This window comes from Polaromonas sp. LjRoot131 (assembly GCF_964252805.1).
Lineage (GTDB): Bacteria > Pseudomonadota > Gammaproteobacteria > Burkholderiales > Burkholderiaceae_C > Polaromonas.
Genome location: NZ_CAXUPF020000008.1, coordinates 31,425 through 51,697, shown reverse-complemented (window position 1 = coordinate 51,697; position 20,273 = coordinate 31,425). Strand labels below are relative to the sequence as shown.

19 protein-coding genes and 1 tRNA gene are annotated in these 20,273 nt (G+C 65.2%); 12 read left to right on the top strand and 8 right to left on the bottom strand.

What is annotated here, in order from left to right:
• Positions 1 to 79: 79 nt before the first annotated feature.
• Positions 80 to 559 carry a redox-sensitive transcriptional activator SoxR gene (gene soxR / locus ACSQ27_RS23850; RefSeq protein ID WP_436157980.1) on the top strand — a complete coding sequence of 160 codons (480 nt, stop codon included), beginning with the start codon at positions 80 to 82 and terminating at the stop codon, positions 557 to 559.
• A gap of 135 nt (positions 560 to 694) precedes the next feature.
• Here soxR and ACSQ27_RS23845 read toward each other — a convergent pair whose 3' ends face one another.
• Positions 695 to 1,957, bottom strand: coding sequence for an Nramp family divalent metal transporter (locus tag ACSQ27_RS23845; RefSeq protein WP_436157979.1), 1,263 nt, complete (start codon positions 1,955 to 1,957; stop codon positions 695 to 697).
• Positions 1,958 to 2,291: 334 nt separating this feature from the next.
• Here ACSQ27_RS23845 and ACSQ27_RS23840 point away from each other — a divergent pair, with 334 nt between their 5' ends.
• From ACSQ27_RS23840 to ACSQ27_RS23820, 5 genes are read left to right on the top strand one after another with little or no spacing between them, the layout of a single operon-like run.
• Positions 2,292 to 3,956, top strand: a complete 1,665-nt coding sequence (locus tag ACSQ27_RS23840) for a cbb3-type cytochrome c oxidase subunit I (protein ID WP_436157978.1) — start codon at positions 2,292 to 2,294, stop codon at positions 3,954 to 3,956.
• Complete coding sequence (locus ACSQ27_RS23835) at positions 3,946 to 4,548, top strand: cbb3-type cytochrome c oxidase subunit II (protein ID WP_436157977.1); 603 nt, start codon at positions 3,946 to 3,948, stop codon at positions 4,546 to 4,548. Before ACSQ27_RS23840 ends, ACSQ27_RS23835 begins: the two co-directional genes overlap by 11 nt.
• 18 nt (positions 4,549 to 4,566) lie before the next feature.
• On the top strand, positions 4,567 to 5,172 hold the full coding sequence (locus ACSQ27_RS23830) for a c-type cytochrome (protein ID WP_436157976.1): 606 nt from the start codon (positions 4,567 to 4,569) through the stop codon (positions 5,170 to 5,172).
• Between the two features lie 8 nt (positions 5,173 to 5,180).
• Positions 5,181 to 5,810, top strand: a complete 630-nt coding sequence (locus tag ACSQ27_RS23825) for an SCO family protein (RefSeq protein WP_436157975.1) — start codon at positions 5,181 to 5,183, stop codon at positions 5,808 to 5,810.
• A complete protein-coding gene (locus ACSQ27_RS23820; RefSeq protein ID WP_436157974.1) occupies positions 5,807 to 6,433 on the top strand; it encodes a hypothetical protein in 627 nt (208 codons plus the stop codon). Before ACSQ27_RS23825 ends, ACSQ27_RS23820 begins: the two co-directional genes overlap by 4 nt.
• A gap of 30 nt (positions 6,434 to 6,463) precedes the next feature.
• Here ACSQ27_RS23820 and rtcA read toward each other — a convergent pair whose 3' ends face one another.
• From rtcA to ACSQ27_RS23795, 5 genes are all read right to left on the bottom strand, one after another.
• Positions 6,464 to 7,522, bottom strand: a complete 1,059-nt coding sequence (rtcA, locus tag ACSQ27_RS23815; RefSeq protein WP_436157973.1) for an RNA 3'-terminal phosphate cyclase — start codon at positions 7,520 to 7,522, stop codon at positions 6,464 to 6,466.
• 69 nt (positions 7,523 to 7,591) lie between these two features.
• On the bottom strand, positions 7,592 to 8,830 hold the full coding sequence (locus ACSQ27_RS23810) for an RtcB family protein (protein WP_436157972.1): 1,239 nt from the start codon (positions 8,828 to 8,830) through the stop codon (positions 7,592 to 7,594).
• 50 nt (positions 8,831 to 8,880) lie between these two features.
• The gene (locus ACSQ27_RS23805; protein ID WP_436157971.1) at positions 8,881 to 9,360 is read right to left on the bottom strand and encodes a hypothetical protein; all 480 of its coding nucleotides are present in this window, start codon (positions 9,358 to 9,360) and stop codon (positions 8,881 to 8,883) included.
• 291 nt (positions 9,361 to 9,651) lie between these two features.
• Positions 9,652 to 10,803, bottom strand: coding sequence for a slipin family protein (locus ACSQ27_RS23800; RefSeq protein ID WP_436157970.1), 1,152 nt, complete (start codon positions 10,801 to 10,803; stop codon positions 9,652 to 9,654).
• A gap of 292 nt (positions 10,804 to 11,095) precedes the next feature.
• Positions 11,096 to 11,168: transfer RNA gene (locus tag ACSQ27_RS23795), tRNA-Lys, on the bottom strand.
• Between the two features lie 357 nt (positions 11,169 to 11,525).
• Between ACSQ27_RS23795 and rtcR the strand changes: the two genes are divergently transcribed.
• A complete protein-coding gene (rtcR, locus tag ACSQ27_RS23790; RefSeq protein ID WP_436157969.1) occupies positions 11,526 to 13,124 on the top strand; it encodes an RNA repair transcriptional activator RtcR in 1,599 nt (532 codons plus the stop codon).
• 8 nt (positions 13,125 to 13,132) lie between these two features.
• Here the strand turns inward: rtcR and ACSQ27_RS23785 are convergent, their stop codons facing one another.
• A complete protein-coding gene (locus ACSQ27_RS23785; RefSeq protein WP_436157968.1) occupies positions 13,133 to 13,642 on the bottom strand; it encodes an Lrp/AsnC family transcriptional regulator in 510 nt (169 codons plus the stop codon).
• A gap of 214 nt (positions 13,643 to 13,856) precedes the next feature.
• Here ACSQ27_RS23785 and ACSQ27_RS23780 point away from each other — a divergent pair, with 214 nt between their 5' ends.
• The 3 genes from ACSQ27_RS23780 to ACSQ27_RS23770 all read left to right on the top strand — a co-directional run bounded on the left by ACSQ27_RS23780 (position 13,857) and on the right by ACSQ27_RS23770 (position 17,343).
• Complete coding sequence (locus ACSQ27_RS23780) at positions 13,857 to 14,873, top strand: 1-aminocyclopropane-1-carboxylate deaminase (RefSeq protein ID WP_436157967.1); 1,017 nt, start codon at positions 13,857 to 13,859, stop codon at positions 14,871 to 14,873.
• A gap of 64 nt (positions 14,874 to 14,937) precedes the next feature.
• Positions 14,938 to 15,918: a Bug family tripartite tricarboxylate transporter substrate binding protein gene (locus ACSQ27_RS23775; RefSeq protein ID WP_436157966.1), complete on the top strand. Its 981-nt coding sequence runs from the start codon at positions 14,938 to 14,940 to the stop codon at positions 15,916 to 15,918.
• A gap of 12 nt (positions 15,919 to 15,930) precedes the next feature.
• Complete coding sequence (locus ACSQ27_RS23770; protein WP_436157965.1) at positions 15,931 to 17,343, top strand: M20 family metallopeptidase; 1,413 nt, start codon at positions 15,931 to 15,933, stop codon at positions 17,341 to 17,343.
• Between the two features lie 20 nt (positions 17,344 to 17,363).
• On the opposite strand, the gene ACSQ27_RS23765 is transcribed toward ACSQ27_RS23770, so the two are convergent.
• Positions 17,364 to 17,975 carry a helix-turn-helix domain-containing protein gene (locus ACSQ27_RS23765; protein WP_436157964.1) on the bottom strand — a complete coding sequence of 204 codons (612 nt, stop codon included), beginning with the start codon at positions 17,973 to 17,975 and terminating at the stop codon, positions 17,364 to 17,366.
• Between the two features lie 112 nt (positions 17,976 to 18,087).
• On the opposite strand from ACSQ27_RS23765, the gene ACSQ27_RS23760 reads away from it, so the two are divergent.
• Positions 18,088 to 19,221: an NAD(P)/FAD-dependent oxidoreductase gene (locus ACSQ27_RS23760; protein ID WP_436157963.1), complete on the top strand. Its 1,134-nt coding sequence runs from the start codon at positions 18,088 to 18,090 to the stop codon at positions 19,219 to 19,221.
• Between the two features lie 52 nt (positions 19,222 to 19,273).
• Positions 19,274 to 20,272 carry a Bug family tripartite tricarboxylate transporter substrate binding protein gene (locus ACSQ27_RS23755; RefSeq protein WP_436157962.1) on the top strand — a complete coding sequence of 333 codons (999 nt, stop codon included), beginning with the start codon at positions 19,274 to 19,276 and terminating at the stop codon, positions 20,270 to 20,272.
• Position 20,273 lies beyond the last annotated feature (1 nt).

Here is a 20,273-nt window from a genome sequence, read left to right as displayed (position 1 = left end):
GGCCGGATTGGCTTGCGGAAACCCGGAGTCTGGAACCTCAAGTAAAGTTGAGGTCAAGCATTTTTTTGCAAAGGACTCCATGGGCACGGAACTGGAACAGGCCGGCATCTTCCCCACACTCTCGGTCGGCGACATGGCGCGCCGCAGCGGCGTGGCGGTGTCCACGCTGCACTTCTATGAAACAAAAGGGCTGATCAGCAGCACCCGCACCGAAGGCAACCAGCGCCGCTATGCGCGCGAGATGCTGCGGCGCGTGGCCTTTGTGCGTGTGGCGCAGCGGGTGGGCATCGCGCTGGCCGACATCGAAGCCGCCCTGGCCACCCTGCCCGCGAAAGCCGCGCCCAGCCGCGCCGACTGGGAGCGCCTGTCGGCCGCCTGGCGCGCCGACCTTGACGAACGCATGGCGCAGCTCAAGAAACTGCGCGACACCCTGGACGACTGCATAGGCTGCGGCTGCCTGTCGATTGACAAGTGCCGGCTGCGCAATCCTTATGACAAGCTGGGTGACAAGGGCGCGGGGCCGCAGCGGCTGTGGGTCGTGCGCCGGGATGGCACCTAGGCCTCCTCTTTCTCCCTCTGGGAGAGGGCGGGGGTGAGGGCTAGCGGCCTCAGCACAACGCTGCGGGAGTTTTGCTGCCGCTGGCCCTCACCCTAACCCTCTCCCAGAGGGAGAGGGAACAAAGAGTGACCCGTTCTAGAAGAATGGCCGAAACAGGTCCAGCAGCATCATCAACACCGCAAACCCCATCACCACCACCCCGCCCCAGCCGAACCAGGTGGTCTTGAAGCCGGAGGTGAAATTGCCCATCACCGACTTGCGGCCGGCCAGCAGCATCATGCCGGCCATGATGGGCACGGCCACCACGCCGTTGATCACCGCGCTCCAGTAAAGCGCCTTCATCGGGTCAATGCTTGTGAAATCCATGCCGGTGCCCACCACGGTGGCGATCACGATGATGGCGTAAAAGCGCTTGGCCTCGTACCAATGGCGCTCCAGGCCCTCGGGCCAGCCGAAGGCCTCGGCCACCGCGTAGGCGGCCGACGAAGCCAGCACCGGCACGGCCAGCAGGCCGGTGGCGATGATGCCGCCGGCAAACAGCGCAAAGGCAAAGTCCCCGGCCAGCGGCCGCAGGGCTTGCGCCGCCTGCGCGGCCGAGGTCACGTCGTGGATGCCGGCCGCATACAGGACCGCGCCGCCCAGCACCATGATGAAGAAGGCGATGGCGTTCGAGAAAAACATGCCGATGTAGGTGTCGCGCTTGACGCGACGCAGGTCGCGGCGGATTTTCTTTTCAGAGCCGAGCACGCCCCCCTTCAGCCGCAGTTCTTCCACCTCCTGCGAGGCCTGCCAGAAAAACAGGTAGGGCGAGATCGTGGTGCCCAGCAGCGCGACGATCATCATCCAGTAACCCGAGGTCCATTGCAGTTTCGGGATCACCAGGTCGTGCAGCACCTGGGCCCACTGCACCTGCACCAGGAACACGGCGATCACGTAGGCAAACAGGAACAGCGTGAGCCACTTGAGGATGGGCGCCAACTTGCGGTAGGGCACAAAGACCTGCAGCAGCACGGTGATGATGCCGAAGGCCACTGCATGAAAATGGTCGCCGCCGCCCACGGCCAACTGCAGCGCCTCGCCCATGGCGGCGATGTCTGCCGCGATGTTGATGGTGTTGGCAATCACCAGCAGAAACACCATGCTCATCAAAAAGGCGCGCGGCGTGTGTTCTCGCAGGTTGGCCGCCACGCCCTTGCCGGTCACGCGGCCGATGCGGGCGCTGACTAACTGGATGGCGATCATGAAGGGCAAGGACAGAAACACCGTCCAGAGCAGCCCGGTGCCGAACTGCGCCCCCGCCTGCGTATAGGTGGCGATGCCGGAAGGGTCGTCATCGGCGGCGCCGGTGACAACGCCTGGGCCGACATGGCGCAGGAAGGAGGGGATGCGGTTCAACATGCGCGCGAGGCTAACACGGCGGGATGAGGCCAAACTTAATTCGTACAAAAATCTCAGGCGCGCCTCCATGCCCGCGTCAACGAACACGAAAAGCTACAAAATTCATAGCAGGTCGCGCATTCCCAGCCGGGGGCTGGCCTGCACAGGGCCAAAGGCGTAGGATGGGCGCTCCGCACCAGGCGCTCACCGCCTGCGCGGCCCAGGATGCCAGAGGAAGCTTCGCGCAAGCGGGCCTTCCCTTCAATACCGGAGGACTCATGACAGTTTCACCACGCACCCGCGGCCGGGTCGCACAGCGCCCCGCGCGCCAGGCACCCGCTGAAGGAGCCGCGTAATGGACAGCGCCGTCGTCAGCCTGCTGGGCGCCTTCCTGCTTTCCATCATCGGCCTGTTTGTGTTTATCTGGTCCCTGCGCAAGGGACTGCTGGTGGAGAACCCGACGGCCGCCTCGGTGATCTTCGCGCGCGGCGAAGTCGGCCAGGTAGACGACCCGGCGCTGCAGGACGCCGCACAGGCCTCCATGCAGCAGGCGGTGAAGGAAGGCGGCATCCAGACGCACGCGGCCGATGCGGCCGAGCTGCTGGACCGCATCAGCTCCGACCGATCCACCGCCTTCCCGGTGTTCATGTTCATCACCTTTGCCTGCCTGTGGCTGGTGGTGGGCTCGGCGGCCGGCCTGGTCTCGTCCATCAAGCTGCATGAGCCCGACTGGCTGACCGACTACGCCTGGCTGACCTTCGGCCGCATCCGCACGGTGCACCTGACCGGCGTGCTCTACGGCTGGATCACCAATGCCGCGCTGGGCATGATCGTGTGGCTGCTGCCGCGCCTGCTGCGCACCCGGCTGTATGGCGCCATCTGGGTCATGCTGGGCGGCGCGCTCATCAACATGGGCATCGCGGGCGGCATAGGCGCCATCGCCACCGGCTGGAACGACGGCATGGAGTACCTGGAAATCCCGTGGCAGATCGCGATTTTCATGTTCGCCGGTTTTGCGCTCGTCATCCTGCCGGTGCTGTTCACGCTGGTCAACCGCAAGGTCTCGCACCTGTATGTCAGCGTCTGGTACATGACGGCCGCGCTTCTATGGATCGCCCTGCTCTTCCTGGTCGGCAAGATGCCCGGCGTACACACCGGCGTGCAGCAGGCCACCACCAACTGGTGGTACGGCCACAACGTGCTGGGCCTGTGGTTCACGCCGGTCAGCGTGGGCGCCATCTATTACTTCCTGCCCAAAATCATTGGCCGGCCCATACGCTCCTACAACCTCTCGCTGCTGGGCTTCTGGACGCTGGCGTTTTTTTACGGCCAGGTCGGCGGCCACCATCTCATAGGCGGCCCGGTGCCGGGATGGCTGGTCACGCTGTCCATCGTACAGAGCATCATGATGGTGATTCCCGTGATCGCCTTCAGCATCAACATGGGCGCCACGCTGCAGGGGCGCATGCACCTGGCGCGTTATTCGCCGACGCTGCGCTTCATGATGTTCGGCGGGCTGATGTACCTGGCGTCTTCGCTGCAGGGCTCGCTGGAGGCGCTGCGCAGCGTCAACCAGGTCACCCACTTCACCCATTTCACGGTGGCCCATGCGCACCTGGGCGCCTACGCCTTCGTCACCATGGTGCTGTTCGGCGCCATCTACTTCATGATGCCCCGGGTGCTGAACTGGGAGTGGCCCTACCCGAAGCTGATCACCCTGCATTTCTGGCTGGCGGCCGTCGGGGCCATGATTTATTTCGTCGGACTCACCATAGGCGGCTGGCTCCAGGGCGTGGCCATGCTGGACGCCGCGCAGCCCTTCATGGCCTCGGTCGAAGTCACCCTGCCCTACCTCCAATGGCGATCCGTCGGGGGCAGCCTGATGGTGCTCAGCCACCTGGTGTTCGTCGGCCATTTCCTGGCCATGGCGCTGCGCTTCGGGCCGGGCCGCGCGGGCGCCGCCCTGTTCTGGCCCAACGACACGCGAAGCGCGGAACTGGGAGCCCCACATGGAAAATGAAGTCAAACTGGCATCGGGCGCCATGGTGGCACTGGGTGTCGCCACCGCGGCCCTGGTGGTCATGCCCTACATGCAAGTGCGCGACATCAAGCCGCCGCCGCAGCTCAAGGGCTACACCAGCGCCCAGTTGCGCGGACGCGAGGTCTACATCGCCAACGGCTGCGTGTACTGCCACAGCCAGCAGCCGCGCGACCGGAACTTCGGCCCCGATGCGGAACGCGGCTGGGGCCGGGCCTCGGTGCCGGCCGACTATTTCTACGACAAGCCCCACCTGCTGGGCAGCATGCGCACCGGGCCGGACCTGTTCAACATCGGCGCGCGCCAGCCGAGCAAGGACTGGCACCTGGGACACCTCTACCAGCCGCGCGCCTACGTGCCCGGCTCCATCATGCCGTCCTATCCCTACCTCTTCACCGTCAAGGACGCGAAGGATGCGGAAAGTGAGGGCGAGCAGCCGCTGGCCCTGCCGCCTCCTTATGGGCCCAACGTGGGCCAGGTGGTGGTGCCCACACCCCAGGCGCTGGACCTGGTCAAGTACCTGCAGGGCCTGAACCACACCTACCCGGTGTTGCCGCCCGCCCCCAAGCCCTGAGCCCCACAAGGTGACCCCATGCTGAACGACAAGACATCCGAGAGCCGGGCCCAGGAGCGCGAACAGGCCGAACCCTCCGAGAAGGGCCAGCCCATCCCGCGGCTCTTCCTGATCGGGGCGGCGGCCCTGGTGCTGTGGGGCGCGGGCTACATCGTGCTGTCCGGCTCTTTCGGCCGGGCCGACCTCGGCGACAGGCGCACCCTGGCGGACCTGGCCGGCCCGGCCCCCGGCGCTGCCACCACCGCCAACGGCAAACAGCTGTTCACCGCCAATTGCGTGGCCTGCCACCAGGCCAGCGGCAAAGGGCTGCCGGGGGTGTTCCCGCCGCTGGACGGCTCCGAATGGGTGACTGGCGACGAACGCACCGTGGCCAACATCCTGCTGCACGGCGTCACCGGGGAGATCACGGTCATGGGCAACAGCTTCAAGGGCGCCATGCCGGCCTTCGCGCAACTCAGCGACGCCGAACTTGCGGCGGTGGCGAGCTACATCCGCGCCGAATGGTCCAACAAGGCCGGCGCCATCAAGCCCGAGCTGTTCGAAGCCGAACGCAAGGCCGGCACGCGCACCGCACCCTTTAACGGCGGCGCCGAACTCAAGGCGCTGACGGCCAAAGCCTCCTGAGCCTTCCGATGTTTCGCACCGCCTTGCTGAGCGCCATGCTGGCCCTGGTGAGTTATGCCGCCGCCGCATGGCTGACGCACGACTTCCAGGTCTGGACCGCCGAAGGCGCGCGCCGGCTTGAAGTCGCCCTGCAACCGGTGCCAGCCCCGTCGGTCAGCGTCGACGGGCCCGGCATCGCGCCCCAGGCGCTGTCGCAGCACCTGGCCGACGGACAGTCCGTCACGCTGGTGGATTTTGTCTACACGCGTTGCCAGACTGTCTGCCTGGCGATGGGCAGCAGCTTCCAGCAAATGCAGGCGGCGCTGCGGGAACGGGGTGGCAAGGTCAAGTTGCTGTCGATCAGCTTCGATGGCGTGCATGACACGCCCGGCGTGCTGCAAGCCTATGCGTCGAAATTAAGTGCCGACCCGGCACTGTGGCGTTTTGTGCGTGTGCGGGACCCGCAGGAAACCCAGCGCCTGCTGGCGGATTTCCAGGTTGTGGTGGTCCCCGACGGACGCGGCGATTTTGAGCACAACGCGGCCTTTCTCATCATCGACCAGAAGGGCCGGCTGGTCCGCATCTTTGATTACGCGGAGCAGCAACTCGCGCTCGACTATGCGCAGCACCTGGCGGGCGCCACCGCGCCGGCGCCATGAAGATGCCGGCTGTTCCTTCGCGCGGCGCCCTGGCCGGTATGGCCGTGGCGTTGCTGTTCCTGTTGGCTTTGCCCGGTGTGCGGCAGGGGCTGGAAGCCAGCATGACACGCCATATGCTGGTGCAATACCCCTTGCTGATGCTGGCCGGCTGGCTATTCGCCGCGGCAGTACCGAGCCGCGGGCAGGCGCGGCTGAATCTGTGGAACGCCCACGGCATCAGCGGCCTGTTCGCCACCGCGCTGATGCTCGCGATATTGATGATTCCCCGCGTGCTGGACCTGGCGCTGGTGGATGGCCGCATCGAAATCCTCAAATCCCTGGCCCTGCTGGGCTGCGGCGCCGCCCTGCGCCTGTCATGGCGGGCGGCGGGCCTGCTGGTGCAGGGCTTCTTCCTGGGCAATGTGCTGCCCATGATGGCGGTCGTGGGCAACCTCTATGAGAACTCACCGGTGCGCGTCTGCAACGCCTACCTGCTGGACGACCAGGCGCGGCTGGGGCAGATGCTGGTGTGGATTGCGGCGGCGATTGCCGCTGCGTGGTTCGCCTGGCTGGTGCACGTTTTGATGCGAAGAGACTCCGCCGTGCTGCTGGACGATGCAACAACAAAATCCGCGGCACGCTGAATCTAGCCTGCCGCGGGGTCGTCCTACCAGTCAGGTGGACACCGAAATCACGGTGCCGCCCTCCAGCGCCTCGAAAGAGAACCTCACCGGCAGGAAGGCCTCAATGGTGCGAGCATTGGTGCGGGTGTGCTCGGTCAGCTCCGTCGCCCAGTAGCGGCCCACCCTGCCCTGCATCGCCGCCAGGGCCAGCGGAATCATCAGCTGGTCCGCCAGGTGCGGGCCCACCGGTGCCTGGTGCGCCAGGTAGTCCCTGACCTCCTGCAGCAAACGGCGGGCGACCTGCTCGGCGCTGACGGTCTTTTCGCCATAGGCCGCGAACACCTCAGTGATGTGCTCATAGCGCAGGACGGCCAGCAGCGCATTGCCCGGCCCTTCGTTGTTGCGCAGCCCGCGGTTACGCAGGCAGCTTTCATCCCAGCCCAGCCCCTGCTGCAGCACGGCAAGCTCGCGTTCGGCCACGCCCCCGGGAAGGCCTGCGTGAAGGCATTCGGCATAGGCCTCCAGCAGCGCACCGCGCTGCATGATGTCGATGGCGGCAAAACCACGGGCGGGTGGATGCAGGCGCACGCGCGCTTCTCCGCCGCCGGCGGGGTAAAAGCCGTGCCGGCGCAGTTCAATCTCAAACAGCGCATCGCCGCCGCCCGAGAAGTAAGGCGCCAGCAGGGTCAGAAAGGAAATCGAAGGCGCCATCGGGTTGTGCGTCCCGCCGCTGAGCTGCAGCGTGGAAGCCTCTTTGGCCTGCAGCAGCGGCCACAGCACGGTCTGCAGCACCAGCATGCAGCTGCCGGCCGAGCCGACCGCAAATTCATAATCGCCCGCGCGCACCTCGCCGGGGGTGAACAGCAGCGTGGTTTCACCGATCTGCACGGACTGGCCGGCGGCATTGAGGGCCGTGCTGTGGCCCAGGCCACCGCCCACGGCCACGGCGGCGTTCACACAGGCCAGGTGCTGGCGCATCAGGCCCGGCTTGGGCCGTTTGGCGCGGATGTTGTCCATGCGAAAGGGTTTGCCCGTCACCAGGCTCAGCGCCAGTGCGGTGCGAAGGATCTGCCCGCCGCCTTCGCCTTGCGAGCCATCGAGTTCAATCATTTTTTTCTTCTTTCTGTCTTCTTGTTATCAGTTTCCGGGAACTGCGGCGCCTCCCGGAGGAGGCGCGCCTTAGCCCTTCACGCACACCACCTGCTTGAGGGTGTAAACCACCTCCACCAGGTCGCTTTGCGCCAGCATCACGGCATCGATGTCCTTGTAGGCCATCGGGATCTCGTCGATCACGTCGGCGTCCTTGCGGCATTCCACGCCTTCAGTGGCCTTGATCTGGTCGTCCACCGTGAACATCTTCTTGGCCTGGGTACGGCTCATGGTGCGGCCTGCCCCGTGGCTGCAGCTCATGAAGCTGTCCGGGTTGCCCTTGCCGCGCACGATGAAACTCTTGGCGCCCATGCTGCCGGGAATGATGCCGAGCTCTCCCGCCTTGGCGCTCACGGCGCCCTTGCGGGTCACAAACACCTCCTGCCCAAAGTGCGTTTCCTTCTGCACATAGTTGTGGTGGCAGTTCACCGCCTCCAGGTGCGTCTCGAAAGGCTTGCTGATCACCTTGCGCAGCGCGCCGATGGCGGCCTGCATCATCACCTCGCGGTTAAGCCGCGCAAACTTCTGCGCCCAGCCCACGCCGCGCACATAGTCGCCGAAGTACTGCGAACCTTCCTCGAGGTAAGCCAGGTCCTTGTCAGGCAGGTTGCGCTGGTGCAGTTCCGCATCCTTCTTGGCCAGTTCGATGAAGTGGGTGCCGATGGCATTGCCCACGCCGCGCGACCCGCTGTGCAGCATGATCCACACCCCCCCGCTTTCGTCGAGGCAGACCTCGACAAAGTGGTTGCCGCCGCCCAGGGTTCCCATGTGGCGGTGGTTGTTGGTGTTCTTCAGGCGCGGGTAATCCAGGCATAGCGCCTCGAACTCATCGACCAGTTGGCCCCAGGCCGCATCGGCCGCACTCGGCGGATTCGTCCAGGCGCCGACTTCGCGCACCGAGCCGTTCCTGCGATAAGTCTTGGGCGCGGAACCGTGCGGCACGGCTTTTTCGATTTCCGTACGCAGCGGCCCGAGGTTGTCGGGCAGGTCTTCAGCGCGCAGCGTGGTCTTGCAGGCCATCATGCCGCAACCGATGTCCACACCGACCGCCGCCGGAATGATGGCCTTGAAGGTCGGGATCACGCTGCCGATGGTGGCGCCCAGGCCGTAGTGCACGTCGGGCATCACGGCCACGTGCTTGAACACGATGGGCAGGCGTGCCGAGTTTTCGAGCTGCTTGAGAGCCTGGGCTTCCACCGGCACGCCCTTGGTCCACATCTTGACCGGCACACCGCCGGTGACTTCGTGTTGTTGGTAGTTCTGTTCCATTTTCTTTTTCTCTCTTTTCTGTTTGTCTTCTACTTGTAGGAAGCCCGGGGCTACTTCTTGAATGCCGCAGTGAGCTGTTCGTACGCGCGGAGCGGAAAATCGTGCTCCACCCAGAGCTCGCGGTACTTCGCAGGCCCCAGTTCCACATAGATACGTTCCAGGATCGTATGGATGTTACGCACCAGATCCACACGCCGGATGCGCCCGCTTGCCGGCACCGCATAGTCCTCGGTGGCTGTCATTCCCCAGCTCGCCCAGTCAGCGTAACTGCGCAACTCGAAGCTCAGGTCGTCCTTGTCGCCCGTCACCATCAACTGGACTTCGCCTGGCTCATCCATGAAGACCGCCGTGGCGCTCTGAGCGCCCTTCACCAGGTCAACCCCCATGCGTGCGAGGTCGCCCAACGAATCGTGCAGGTACGACACGGCAAACGCCATGGGTTCTGCGTCGGCACGAAAACTGAACGTGGCCCAGCCAGCGCCGCTCAGCACGTAGCCGATCCGCTCCCGGGTGCGATCTTCTTTCAACATGATCTTCTTTCTGTTCAACAACATTCATTCAACTGGTGGACACGGCGGGATTCGAACCCGCATCAATACGGCGACCACGGTGTTTTACGCCGGTGGCCCAGCTGACGGTTGGAAACGCGCGCCAGTGGCAGACCCGTCATCGGAGCCAGCACCTGCATCCTCAACCTTGCCCGTCAACCGGCTTTCGCGCCGCACCCGGTGTTACCCGGCCTGCCGGCAATCAACATTTTTGGCAGTGGCGCTCCCTTCTGTGCCAGCGCGCCCTTTTTCTTTTTCTCAGAACCCGTCAACTCAACGCAGCTTCACCAGCCCGTTGAGCACCTGGTCGAGACCTCCGAACACGGAGATCTTGTCGATACGCTCGGCCACACGCTCCAGCGTCTCCAGCTCCTTCATGCGCAGGACAATCGGGTTGTCCTCCATGATCTTGGCCGTGTTCAGCAGGGATCGCGTTGCGGCGGTTTCCTCGCGGCGGCGGATCGCATTGGCCTGGGCCGATTTCTCGGCTTCCACCACCTGCGCCAGGATGGCCTTCATCTCGCCGGGCAGGATGATGTCCTTCACACCCAGGCTTTCCAGCTTCAAGCCGGCGCCCGCCAGTCGCTCACGGGTGTGGCCGGCAATGATGTCGTCCAGCGCGGCCTTGTTCTCCAGCAACTCGTCGAGCGTGCGGGTTCCCACGGCCGCGCGCAGGCCCAGCTGCAGTTCGCGGTAGATTTGCTCCGAGGGCTTGCCCCATTGGGCGAAGGCCTTGAGCACATCCTCATAGCGCCAGGTGGCCGTCAGGTTCAGGCGCAGGCTCACCTTGTCACGCGTGAGGATTTCCTGCCCGCTCACTTCGAGCGCCTGGGAGCGCAGGTCAATGCATTCCACCTCCACCTTGCGGCCGTAGCGCCAGAAACCATAAGCCCCGGCGCCGAGCAGCCCGGCCACCTTGCCGTCCAGCGTCAACACGCCGGCATGGAAGTCAGGCACCTGCACCAGCAGCACGCCCTCCAGGCCCTTGACCGCGCGCTGGCGCAGCTGGCTCTGGCCCAGCGCGGCCACAAGGCCGGCCGGCAGCTTTTCGCTGTCCGCCACGCCCTGGTCGATCTCGACCACATCAATGCGGATGTCGTTCAGGCCTTTCCAGTACAGCTTGCGGGTGGCGGGTGCCAGCACTTCCACCAGCGAGCCGTTCTCGTAGCGCAGGCCTGCCTGCGAATCCGACAGCGCGGCCAGCACAAACTCCTGGGCCACGACAGCGGGCTCCTTGGCCATGAAGTAATCGGCCAGGCCGTGCGTAAAGGCTGCCTGCTCCATCGCGAAGGTCTCCACGCGGACCTGGTCGGCGCCGGCATACACCCAGTGTTTGCCGGGCTGCAGCACGCGCTCAAAATCGCCATTGCGCAGCAACAGGCCGCGTTCGTTTTTCTTGACCTTGTATTGTTTCAATCCGAACATTTTTCTTCTTCCTTATTCTTTTGCGTTACTTTTTCAATTCAACAAAGCAATAGTCCGCATCGGCAACAGGTGCGGACTTGGGGTGCGGGCACTTTCAGGTGAGGGGCCTGAACGTGAATCCTTCGATGTCACGCCGGGCGTCTTCACTGTCCGGTGCTGCAGTACCTTCGCACTGGCAGCTGTTGCCGGTGGGTGCTGGCCCCGCAAGCCGCCCCGGTTTCCCGCTGCACCTTGCATCCACTTTTCCCACTCGCGGCACGTTTCACTTCCAATAAAGCTGATTTTTTACGTCAGCGTTCGGCGGGAATCGAACCCGCGACAGCCATGTTAAAAACACGGTGCTCTAACCATCTGAGCTACAGAACAATGGCATCAGGAATCGAACCTGACGGGGCGGCCCCTCTATCCGAGCCGCCCCTTGACCACATGCCTTGGCGCCAGCGCATCGGTTGCCGCGGCATACGGGAAACATCAAGGACCAGCCCCGGATCTCCCGCACCAGCGGGGCCCGGTTTCCCGGAAACCCCTGCTTGTGAGCGAACAACTTTCTCATCTGACATCCTCTTTATTGCAGGCGCCGTGCCAGCTTGCCCAAAGGCGTCCTGCCAGTTCAGAAGACTGTTGATTTGATTCATTATTTTTCTTGCCGACTCGGCAAATCCTCCGGACCCTAGGCACCAGCATTCCTATTTTTCTATCTTTAAAGCTAGTACATTAGAAATATGAAGAAAAAAGTCGTGATGGGATTTCTGGGCACCCAGCTTGATTCGGGCCTGGGCTCGGGGCGCTGGGAGAAATGGCGGCCCACGGTTTCGATCGCACAGCACGAAGACCTCATCGTCGACCGGCTGGAGCTGATGCACGACGCGCGCAACAAGCCGCTGGCCGAGCGGGTGCGCGACGACGTCGTCCAGCTCTCGCCCGGCACCGACGTCCGCCTGGTCGAGATGAACCTGGCCAACCCCTGGGATTTCGGCGAGGTCTACGGTGCGCTGTATGACTGGATGGGCGCCTACGCTTTCGACACCGAACGCGAGGAGTACTGGGCCCACATCACCACGGGCACGCACGTCGCGCAGATCTGCCTGTTCTTGCTGGTCGAGGCGCGCTTTATCCCCGGCGTACTGCTGCAGACGGCCCCGCCCCGGGGGCGACAAGGCCAGGGCACCGGCAGCTATGAACTCATAGACCTGGACCTGTCGCGCTACGACGCCATCAACGCTAGGCTGGCGGTAGCGCAGGAAGATGCCGTCTCCTTCCTCAAAAGCGGTATCGCCACACGCAACCCGCGCTTCAACACGATGATCGAGGAGATCGAACGCATCGCCGTGCAAAGCAAGGCGCCCATCCTGCTGACCGGGCCTACCGGTGCGGGCAAGTCCATGCTGGCGCGGCGCGTCTTTGAACTCAAAAAATCACGACATCAGGTCGGCGGCGGTTTTGTCGACGTGAACTGCGCGACCTTGCACGGCGACGGCGCGGCCTCCGCGCTGTTCGGCCATAAAAAAGGCGCTTTCACCGGCGCGGCCAGCGACCGCCCCGGCCTGCTGCGCACCGCCGACAAGGGCGTACTGTTTCTCGACGAGATCGGCGAGCTGGGCCTGGACGAACAGGCCATGCTGCTCAAGGCCGTCGAGGAAAAACGCTTCCTCCCCGTGGGCGCCGACAAGGAGGTCGAAAGCAGCTTCCAGCTGATAGCCGGCACCAACAAGGACCTGCGCTCGGAAGTCGCACGCGGGCGCTTTCGCGAAGACCTGTTCGCGCGCATCAACCTCTGGACCTACACCCTGCCCGGCCTCTCCCAGCGCCGGGAGGACATCGAGCCCAATATGGACCACCAGCTCATGCTGGCCTCCGAAGACCTGGGCCGCAAGACCCGCATGACCACGGAAGCCCGCGCCGCTTACCTGCGCTTCGCACAGTCGGGCGAGGCCGTCTGGACCGGCAATTTCCGCGACCTCAGCGCCTCCATCACACGCGTTGCGACCCTGGGCGACAACGGCCGCATCGGCGTGGGCCTGGTGGAAGCGGAGATCGCGCGGCTGCGCTGGCAGTGGCAGGCCACGGAACCGGAAGCGGGCGGCGACGGCGCCGTATCGCTCGCCGGCCTGCTGGGCGGCGCCGCGGACACGCTGGATTGTTTTGACCGGCTGCAGCTTCAGGCCGTGATCGAGGTGTGCCGCAAAAGCGCATCCCTCAGCGATGCCGGGCGGGCCTTGTTCAATGTCTCACGCACGCAGCGCAGCGTGGTGAACGATGCGGACAGGCTGCGCAAGTATTTGCTGAAGTTTGACCTGAGCTGGGAAAAACTCTCAGCCTGACGCCGGCACTAGATCGGCAATTGGGTGGTCGAGAGCACCTGCTTGAGCACCATGAAGGTACGGACTTGCCGCACGCCCGGCAAATACAGCAGTTGCTCCGCATGGAGGCGATTGAAGCTGTCGTTGTCCCGGGTGCGCACCAGCATGAAGTAATCGAACTCGCCCGTCACGACGTGGCATTCCATGCAGCCCGACACCGTCTGCGCCGCTTTTTCGAAATTGGCGAAGGACTCGGGTGTTGACCGGTCCAGCACGACGCCGATCATGACCAGCATGCCGACGTCCAGCAGGTGCGGATTGAGCAGCGCCACCACACCTTTGATGAGGCCAAGCTCCTTGAGCCGCTCCACGCGCCTCAGGCATGCGGGCGCGCTCAGGTTCACCTTGCCCGCCAGCGCCACGTTGGACACCGAGGCATCGCGCTGGAGCGCCTTGAGAATCGCCCGGTCCGTGCGGTCCAGCGCCTCCCTGAGGGAAGCCGGTTTGCTGATTTTTTCAGGTAATTTTGTTGTGCTCATATCGATTTATACAAAATAAAAATCATAGTAATCGATTATCTAAACAGATTAGTTTTGAATTTTGACGAAACTTTGCAACCACCATTTTGTCATTTGTTTTTAGTATTGGCTTCGTCGGAGCATCAATACAGCAATTGAAGAAAGGGTGGGTATGCCGTCTTTATTCGCAAGTCTTGATGCCTGGAGACCCGTCTTAACCCCAGGAGCCATTCGCATGAACCTCAAGAAATTTCCCCGCCACTCGTTGACCTTCGGCCCCACGCCTATCCAGCCGCTCAAGCGGCTCAGCGCCCACCTGGGCGGCAAGGTCGATCTTTTCGCCAAACGCGAGGACTGCAACAGCGGGCTGGCTTTCGGCGGCAACAAGACGCGCAAGCTCGAGTACCTGATTCCCGAAGCCCTGGAAGGCGGTTACGACACGCTGGTATCCATAGGCGGTATCCAGTCCAACCAGACGCGCCAGGTGGCCGCCGTTGCCGCGCACCTGGGCATGAAGTGCGTGCTGGTCCAGGAGAACTGGGTGAATTACTCCGACGCGGTGTATGACCGGGTCGGCAATATCGAAATGTCGCGCATCATGGGCGCCGACGTGCGCCTGGACGCGGCCGGTTTTGACATCGGCATACGCCCCAGCTGGGAGCAGGCCATGGACGACGTGCGCAAGGCCGGCGGCAAGCCCTTCCCGATTCCGGCCGGCTGCTCGGAACACCCGCGCGGCGGACTGGGATTCGTCAGCTTCGCCGAAGAAGTGCGCCAGCAGGAGGCCGAGCTGGGCTTCAAGTTCGACTACATCGTGACCTGTTCGGTCACCGGCAGCACGCAGGCCGGCATGGTGGTGGGTTTCGCGGCGGATGGGCGCGCCGACAAGGTCATCGGCATCGACGCGTCGGCCAAACCGAAGCAGACCTTTGACCAGATCCTGCGCATCGCCAAAGGCACGGCCGAACTGGTCGAACTGGGCCGCGACATCACGGCCAAGGACGTGGTGCTGGACGACCGCTTCGGCGGCCCGGAATACGGCCTGCCCAACGAAGGAACGCTGGAAGCCATCCGCCTGTGCGCCCGCATGGAAGGCATGCTGACCGACCCGGTCTACGAAGGCAAGTCCATGCACGGAATGATCGAGAAGACCCGGCTGGGCGAATTCCCGGCGGGCTCCAAGGTGCTGTATGCCCACCTCGGCGGCGTCCCGGCGCTCAACGCCTACAGCTTCCTGTTTCGCAACGGCTGAAAGCCCGCCCCTCCGCCCGTTACCCGTGATCGACGCCGTTGATGTTTATTGATGAAAGCAAGCCATGAAGCCAGCCCCCAAGTTCGTTCGCATCCTTTCCGTCCTGCTACTTGCCATGCTGGCGGCGACGGGGGCCAGGGCGCAGGCCTACCCGGTCAAACCCATCACGCTGGTCGTGCCTTTCCCCGCGGGCGGCGCGACCGACATCGTGGGCCGGCTGGTGGGACAGAAACTCGGTGAACGGCTGGGGCAGCCCGTCGTCATTGAAAACCGCGCCGGCGGCGGCACCATCGTGGGCGCCGGCTACGTGGCCAAAGCGCCGGCGGACGGCTACACCCTGCTCATCAGTTCGGGGTCGACGTTCACGGTCAACCCTGCCATCAACAACAAGCTTCCCTACGACCCCGTCAAGAGCTTTGAGCCCATCGCGCTGACGGCGCGTGTGCCGCTGATCCTCGTGGCCAATCCGCAGGTGCCTGTTGCCAACATCAAGCAGCTCATCACGGCCGTGCAGGCGTCGCCGGGCAAGTACATGTACGGCTCCTTCGGCACCGGCACCACGGGCCACTTCGCGGGTGAACTGATCCTGAACGCCACGGGATTGAAGATGGAGCACGTGCCCTACAAGGGCAGCGCCCCCGCCATCACGGACCTGGTCGGCGGGCAGATCCCGTTCTCCGTGGACACGGTAGCGGCCACACTGCCGCAAATCAAAGCCGGCAAGATCAAGCCGATTGCCGTGACCGCGGCCAGGCGCTCCACCTTGCTGCCGAACGTGCCGACGGTCGCGGAGTCCGGCTACCCGGGCTTCGACGCGGACTCCTGGCTTGCCATCGTGGCACCGCGGGGCATTCCGCGCGAAGTGAGGGTTCGCCTTGAACTGGCGCTGGCCAACACCATGGCCGACCCGGAGGTCAGGGACAAGCTGCTGGCCAACGGCCTGGAGCCGGCTTACGCCCCGGCCGCCGCCGTCGCGGCCCTGATAGACCACGACCTTCCCATCATGCGCGCCACCGCGCAGCGCGCCAACATCCGTTCGGACTGAAAAGCTCCCATCATGAGCAGAGACGACGCACTGGCCAGGGCGGCCGCCTATTTCGATGACGGCCGTTTCCTCGAAACGCTGTCGCGCCGTGTCGCTGTGCGCAGCGAAAGCCAGAACCCGGCGGGCGGGCCGCAGCTTCATGCCTACCTGACGGAGCACATCGCGCCCCAACTCGCGCAGCTCGGCTTCACGCACCGCATCCTTGACAACCCGCATGCCGGAGGCGGTCCCTTCCTGCTGGCCACGCGCACTGAAGCCGACGCGGCCTTCAGCGTGCTGACCTACGGGCACGGCGACGTGGTGCGCGGCCAGGAGGGCCTCTGGCGCGAGGGCCTGGACCCCTGGCGTGTCACGGTGCAAGGGGACCGCTGGTACGGCCGCGGCACCGCGGACAACAAGGGGCAGCACACCATCAACCTCGCCGCGCTGGCCCAGGTGCTCGCCGTGCGCGGGGGAAAGCTCGGCTACAACGTCAAGATCGTCCTGGAGACCGGTGAAGAAACCGGCTCGCCGGGCCTGCGCGAGTTTTGCGCCCTGCACCAGGAGGCGCTCGCGGCCGACGTGTTCATCGCCTCCGACGGCCCCCGCGTGGCCGCCTCCAGCCCCACCCTGTTCCTGGGTTCGCGCGGCTTTTTCAACTTCAGCCTGCGGGCCCACCTGCGGGACGGCGGCCACCATTCCGGCAACTGGGGCGGCCTGCTGCGCAACGCCGGCATCAGGCTGGCCCACGCCATCGCCAGCCTGGTGGACGCCAAAGGACGCGTACTGGTCAAAGGGCTGCTGCCCGACTCGCTGCCGGCCAACGTGAGGGAAGCGCTCCAGACCATCAGCGTCGGGGGCGACCCGGGCGACCCCGCCATCGACAGCGATTGGGGCGAACCCGGGCTCACACCCACCGAGCGCGTTTACGGCTGGAACACCGTGGAAGTACTGGCCTACAAGACCGGCAACCCCGACGCGCCGGTCGGCGCCATTCCCGGCCACGCTTTTGCGCTGTGCCAGATACGCTTCGTCGTGGGCAGCGACAGCGGCAATTTTATGGTGCACATCCGGGAGCACCTTCGGGCCCATGGCTTCGACGACATCGACGTGCAGCCCGAAGGCGAGCCCATGGCCGCCACCCGGCTGGACCCCGATGACGCCTGGGTGCGCTGGGGCCTGGACTCGATCCGGCGCAGCACCGGCAAAGCCCCTTCCCTGCTGCCGAACTTTGGCGGCTCGCTGCCCAACGATGTGTTTGCCGAGCTGCTGGGCATGCCGACGCTGTGGTTCCCGCATTCCTACCCGGCGTGCAGCCAGCACGCCCCCAATGAGCATCTGCTGGGCAGCGTGGCGCGTGAAGGCCTGCAGATCATGGCGGGCGTTTTCTGGGACCTGGCCGAGGGCGGCCACGACGTCGTCCGGCATCGCGCCGGCCTGCGATAGCCGACGTACGGATCGCGCGGCTATTCGCTCATCACCACCAGCACCTGCGCATCCGCGCGCCCCAGCGACAGGTAGATATGGCCGACGCCGCTGTCGAAATAAGCCGACTCGTGGCGCCCCACCTCGACGATTTCACCGGTTTCGAATTCGATCCGCACCCGGCCCGACAGCACCGTCAGGAACTCCTGCCCCGGGTGGCGGACGAAATCGGAGAACTGGTCGCGTGCCCGGGCCAGGATGCGGCCGTGCATCGGCGTCATGCGCTTGCCGGGGAAAGCGGCGGCCAGCGCGCGGTAGTCGTAGTTGCCCGACCTGTACGCAGGCGCGTCGCCGGCATCGGACCAGACCACCACCGGCGTGGCCGCGCCAGGCTGCGGAGCCGCGGCCCGCGCGTCCAGCAACTGCCCCACGTCCAGCGACAGCGCCCGGGCCACGGCGGCCAGCTTTTCATAGCTGACCGAGATCTGGCCCAGCTCCATCTTGGACAGCGTGGACAGCGCCACGCCGGAACGCCCGGACAGGTCCTTGAGCGTCAGCCGCCGCGCCTTGCGGTGCGCGCGCAGGCTCAGGCCCAGTTGCACCCGGTCCGCTTCGGGGGCGGCGGCGGGCGGGCGGGCGGGGCGTGGGGCCATGGTGTTTTCCCTTTGTTTGGCGCAAATCAGGCGCAAATCAAGCGTAATCCCGGTAAATCGGCTGGACAGGCATGATTCTCGCATGTGAGAATTCTCAAATGCGAGAATTTAAATGAAAGAATATGACATCCTGATCGTCGGCGCCGGCATTGCGGGCGCCTCCCTGGCCTGGCGCCTGGCCGGGCAGCGCAGCGTCGCGCTGCTCGAGCGCGAGTCCCAGCCGGGCTACCACTCGACGGGCCGCTCCGCCGCCATGTTCATGGAAAGCTACGGCCCGCCCATGGTGCGGGCGCTGACGCGCGCCAGCCGCGCCTTCTACGAACAGCCGCCCGAGGGCTTCGCGCCCGACCTGATGCAGCCGCGCGGCGTGATGTACCTCGCCACGCACGGCCAGGAAAAAGAACTGGCCCACACCCGCAAGGAACTGTCGCCAAGCTGCCCCGGCCTGGTGACCCTGGACGCCGGCACCACATTGGCCCACGTGCCCTGCCTGCGGCCCGAGCTGGTGCACGGCGCGCTGTACGACGCCGGCGCGCAGGACATGGACGTGCATGCCCTGCACCAGGGCTTTCTGCGCGGCTTTCGCCAGAAAGCCGGGGCGGACGGCGAATTGCGCACCAGCGCCGGCGTGACCCGGGCCACGCATGACGGCCGCTGCTGGACGGTGGAGCTGGGCGACGGCCAGGTGCTGCGCGCCCGCACCGTGGTGAATGCCGCGGGCGCCTGGGCCGACGAGCTGGCCGCCGTGTTCGGCGCCCGCCCCATAGGCCTGGTGCCGCACAGGCGCAGTGCCTTCACCTTCAAGGGGCCCGAGGGTGTGGACGCTTCGCACTGGCCTGCCGTCGTGGGCGTCGACGAAAGCTACTACTTCAAGCCCGACGCGGGCCAGCTGCTGGGCTCGCCCGCCAATGCCGACGCCACGGTGCCGCACGACGTGGTGCCCGAAGAACTTGACATCGCCATGGGCATTCACCAGATTGAAAGCGTCTCGACCCTCACCATACGCCGCCCCGCCAGCACCTGGGCCGGCCTGCGCTCCTTCGTGCCCGACGGCGAAATGGTGATAGGCCAGGACGACGCCTGCCCGGGCTTCTTCTGGCTAGCGGCGCAAGGCGGCTACGGCATCCAGAGCGCGGCGGGCGCGAGCGCGCTGGCCGATGCGCTGCTGCGCCAGGCCGCGCTGCCCGAGGAATTGCTGCGCCAGGGCCTGGACGCCCGCGCGCTGTCGCCCGCCCGCCTGCGATGACGCCGGCGCCCTCCCCGACCCACCCCTGACTGAAACTTCAAAGAGGCCTACCATGCTACCCATGTCATTCAATGCACTGCGCCGCACGCTGATCGCCGGCGGCATGATCTTCTGCGGGCTGGCAGCCGTGGGCGGGCCCGCCCGCGCCGCCGACTTTCCGGAGCGGCCCCTCACCTTGGTCGCGCCCTTCCCGGCCGGCGGCGCGGCCGACGTGCTGGCGCGCATCCTGGGCAAGGCCCTGGGCGACCAGCTGGGCCAGTCCGTGGTCGTCGAGAACAAGCCGGGCGCCGGCACAGCCATAGGCGCGGCCGCGGTGGCCAGCGCCAAGCCCGACGGCTATACCCTGCTCGTGAGTTCAAACTCCACCTTCACGCTGAACCCGGCGCTGCAGCCCAAGCTGTCCTACGACCCGGCCAAGGGTTTTGAGGCGATCGGCCTGGTGGGTTCGGTGGCGCTGGCGATGCTGGTGAACCCGTCGGTCACCGCCACCGACGTGCAGCAATTCGTCGCGGCCGCCAAGGCCAATCCCGACAAATACCTCTACGGCAGCTTCGGCAACGGCACCAGTTCCAACTTCGCCGGCGCGATGTTCAACACGGCCACCGGCCTGAAGATGACGCACGTGCCCTACAAGGGCTCCGGCCCGCTGATGACCGACCTGATGGGCGGGCAGATCCCGGTATCTTTCGACACCGTGGTCGCCGCATCGCAGCAGCTCAAGTCCGGCAAGATTCGCGTGCTGGCCGTGGCCATGAACAAGCGCTCCGCCCTGCTGCCGAACGTGCCGACCATGGCCGAAGCCGGCTACCCCGCCGTCGACATGAACGCCTGGCTGGCCGTGGTGGTGCCCAAGGGCGTTCCGGCTCCCGTCAAGGCACGGCTCGAAAAAGCATTGATGACGGTCATGGCCAATCATGAAACACTGGACAAGCTCAAGGCCGCCGGCTTCGAGCCCGGCTACACCGCGGTTCCCGACTGGTCCGGCATGGTCACGGCCGAAATCGCGCGCATGAAAGCCTTGGCCGAACGTTCGCAAATCAAAACTGATTAAC

Coding starts and splice junctions, on each gene's coding strand:
- ACSQ27_RS23835 (WP_436157977.1), top strand. CDS start 3,946: ATGGAAAATGAAGTCAAACTGGCATCGGGCGCCATGGTGGCACTGGGT.
- ACSQ27_RS23770 (WP_436157965.1), top strand. CDS start 15,931: ATGAGCAGAGACGACGCACTGGCCAGGGCGGCCGCCTATTTCGATGAC.
- ACSQ27_RS23810 (WP_436157972.1), bottom strand. CDS start 8,830: ATGGAACAGAACTACCAACAACACGAAGTCACCGGCGGTGTGCCGGTC.
- ACSQ27_RS23780 (WP_436157967.1), top strand. CDS start 13,857: ATGAACCTCAAGAAATTTCCCCGCCACTCGTTGACCTTCGGCCCCACG.
- soxR (WP_436157980.1), top strand. CDS start 80: ATGGGCACGGAACTGGAACAGGCCGGCATCTTCCCCACACTCTCGGTC.
- ACSQ27_RS23820 (WP_436157974.1), top strand. CDS start 5,807: ATGAAGATGCCGGCTGTTCCTTCGCGCGGCGCCCTGGCCGGTATGGCC.
- ACSQ27_RS23800 (WP_436157970.1), bottom strand. CDS start 10,803: ATGTTCGGATTGAAACAATACAAGGTCAAGAAAAACGAACGCGGCCTG.
- ACSQ27_RS23825 (WP_436157975.1), top strand. CDS start 5,181: ATGTTTCGCACCGCCTTGCTGAGCGCCATGCTGGCCCTGGTGAGTTAT.
- ACSQ27_RS23775 (WP_436157966.1), top strand. CDS start 14,938: ATGAAGCCAGCCCCCAAGTTCGTTCGCATCCTTTCCGTCCTGCTACTT.
- ACSQ27_RS23755 (WP_436157962.1), top strand. CDS start 19,274: ATGCTACCCATGTCATTCAATGCACTGCGCCGCACGCTGATCGCCGGC.
- ACSQ27_RS23785 (WP_436157968.1), bottom strand. CDS start 13,642: ATGAGCACAACAAAATTACCTGAAAAAATCAGCAAACCGGCTTCCCTC.
- rtcR (WP_436157969.1), top strand. CDS start 11,526: ATGAAGAAAAAAGTCGTGATGGGATTTCTGGGCACCCAGCTTGATTCG.
- ACSQ27_RS23845 (WP_436157979.1), bottom strand. CDS start 1,957: ATGTTGAACCGCATCCCCTCCTTCCTGCGCCATGTCGGCCCAGGCGTT.
- ACSQ27_RS23760 (WP_436157963.1), top strand. CDS start 18,088: ATGAAAGAATATGACATCCTGATCGTCGGCGCCGGCATTGCGGGCGCC.
- ACSQ27_RS23765 (WP_436157964.1), bottom strand. CDS start 17,975: ATGGCCCCACGCCCCGCCCGCCCGCCCGCCGCCGCCCCCGAAGCGGAC.
- rtcA (WP_436157973.1), bottom strand. CDS start 7,522: ATGATTGAACTCGATGGCTCGCAAGGCGAAGGCGGCGGGCAGATCCTT.
- ACSQ27_RS23805 (WP_436157971.1), bottom strand. CDS start 9,360: ATGTTGAAAGAAGATCGCACCCGGGAGCGGATCGGCTACGTGCTGAGC.
- ACSQ27_RS23840 (WP_436157978.1), top strand. CDS start 2,292: ATGGACAGCGCCGTCGTCAGCCTGCTGGGCGCCTTCCTGCTTTCCATC.
- ACSQ27_RS23830 (WP_436157976.1), top strand. CDS start 4,567: ATGCTGAACGACAAGACATCCGAGAGCCGGGCCCAGGAGCGCGAACAG.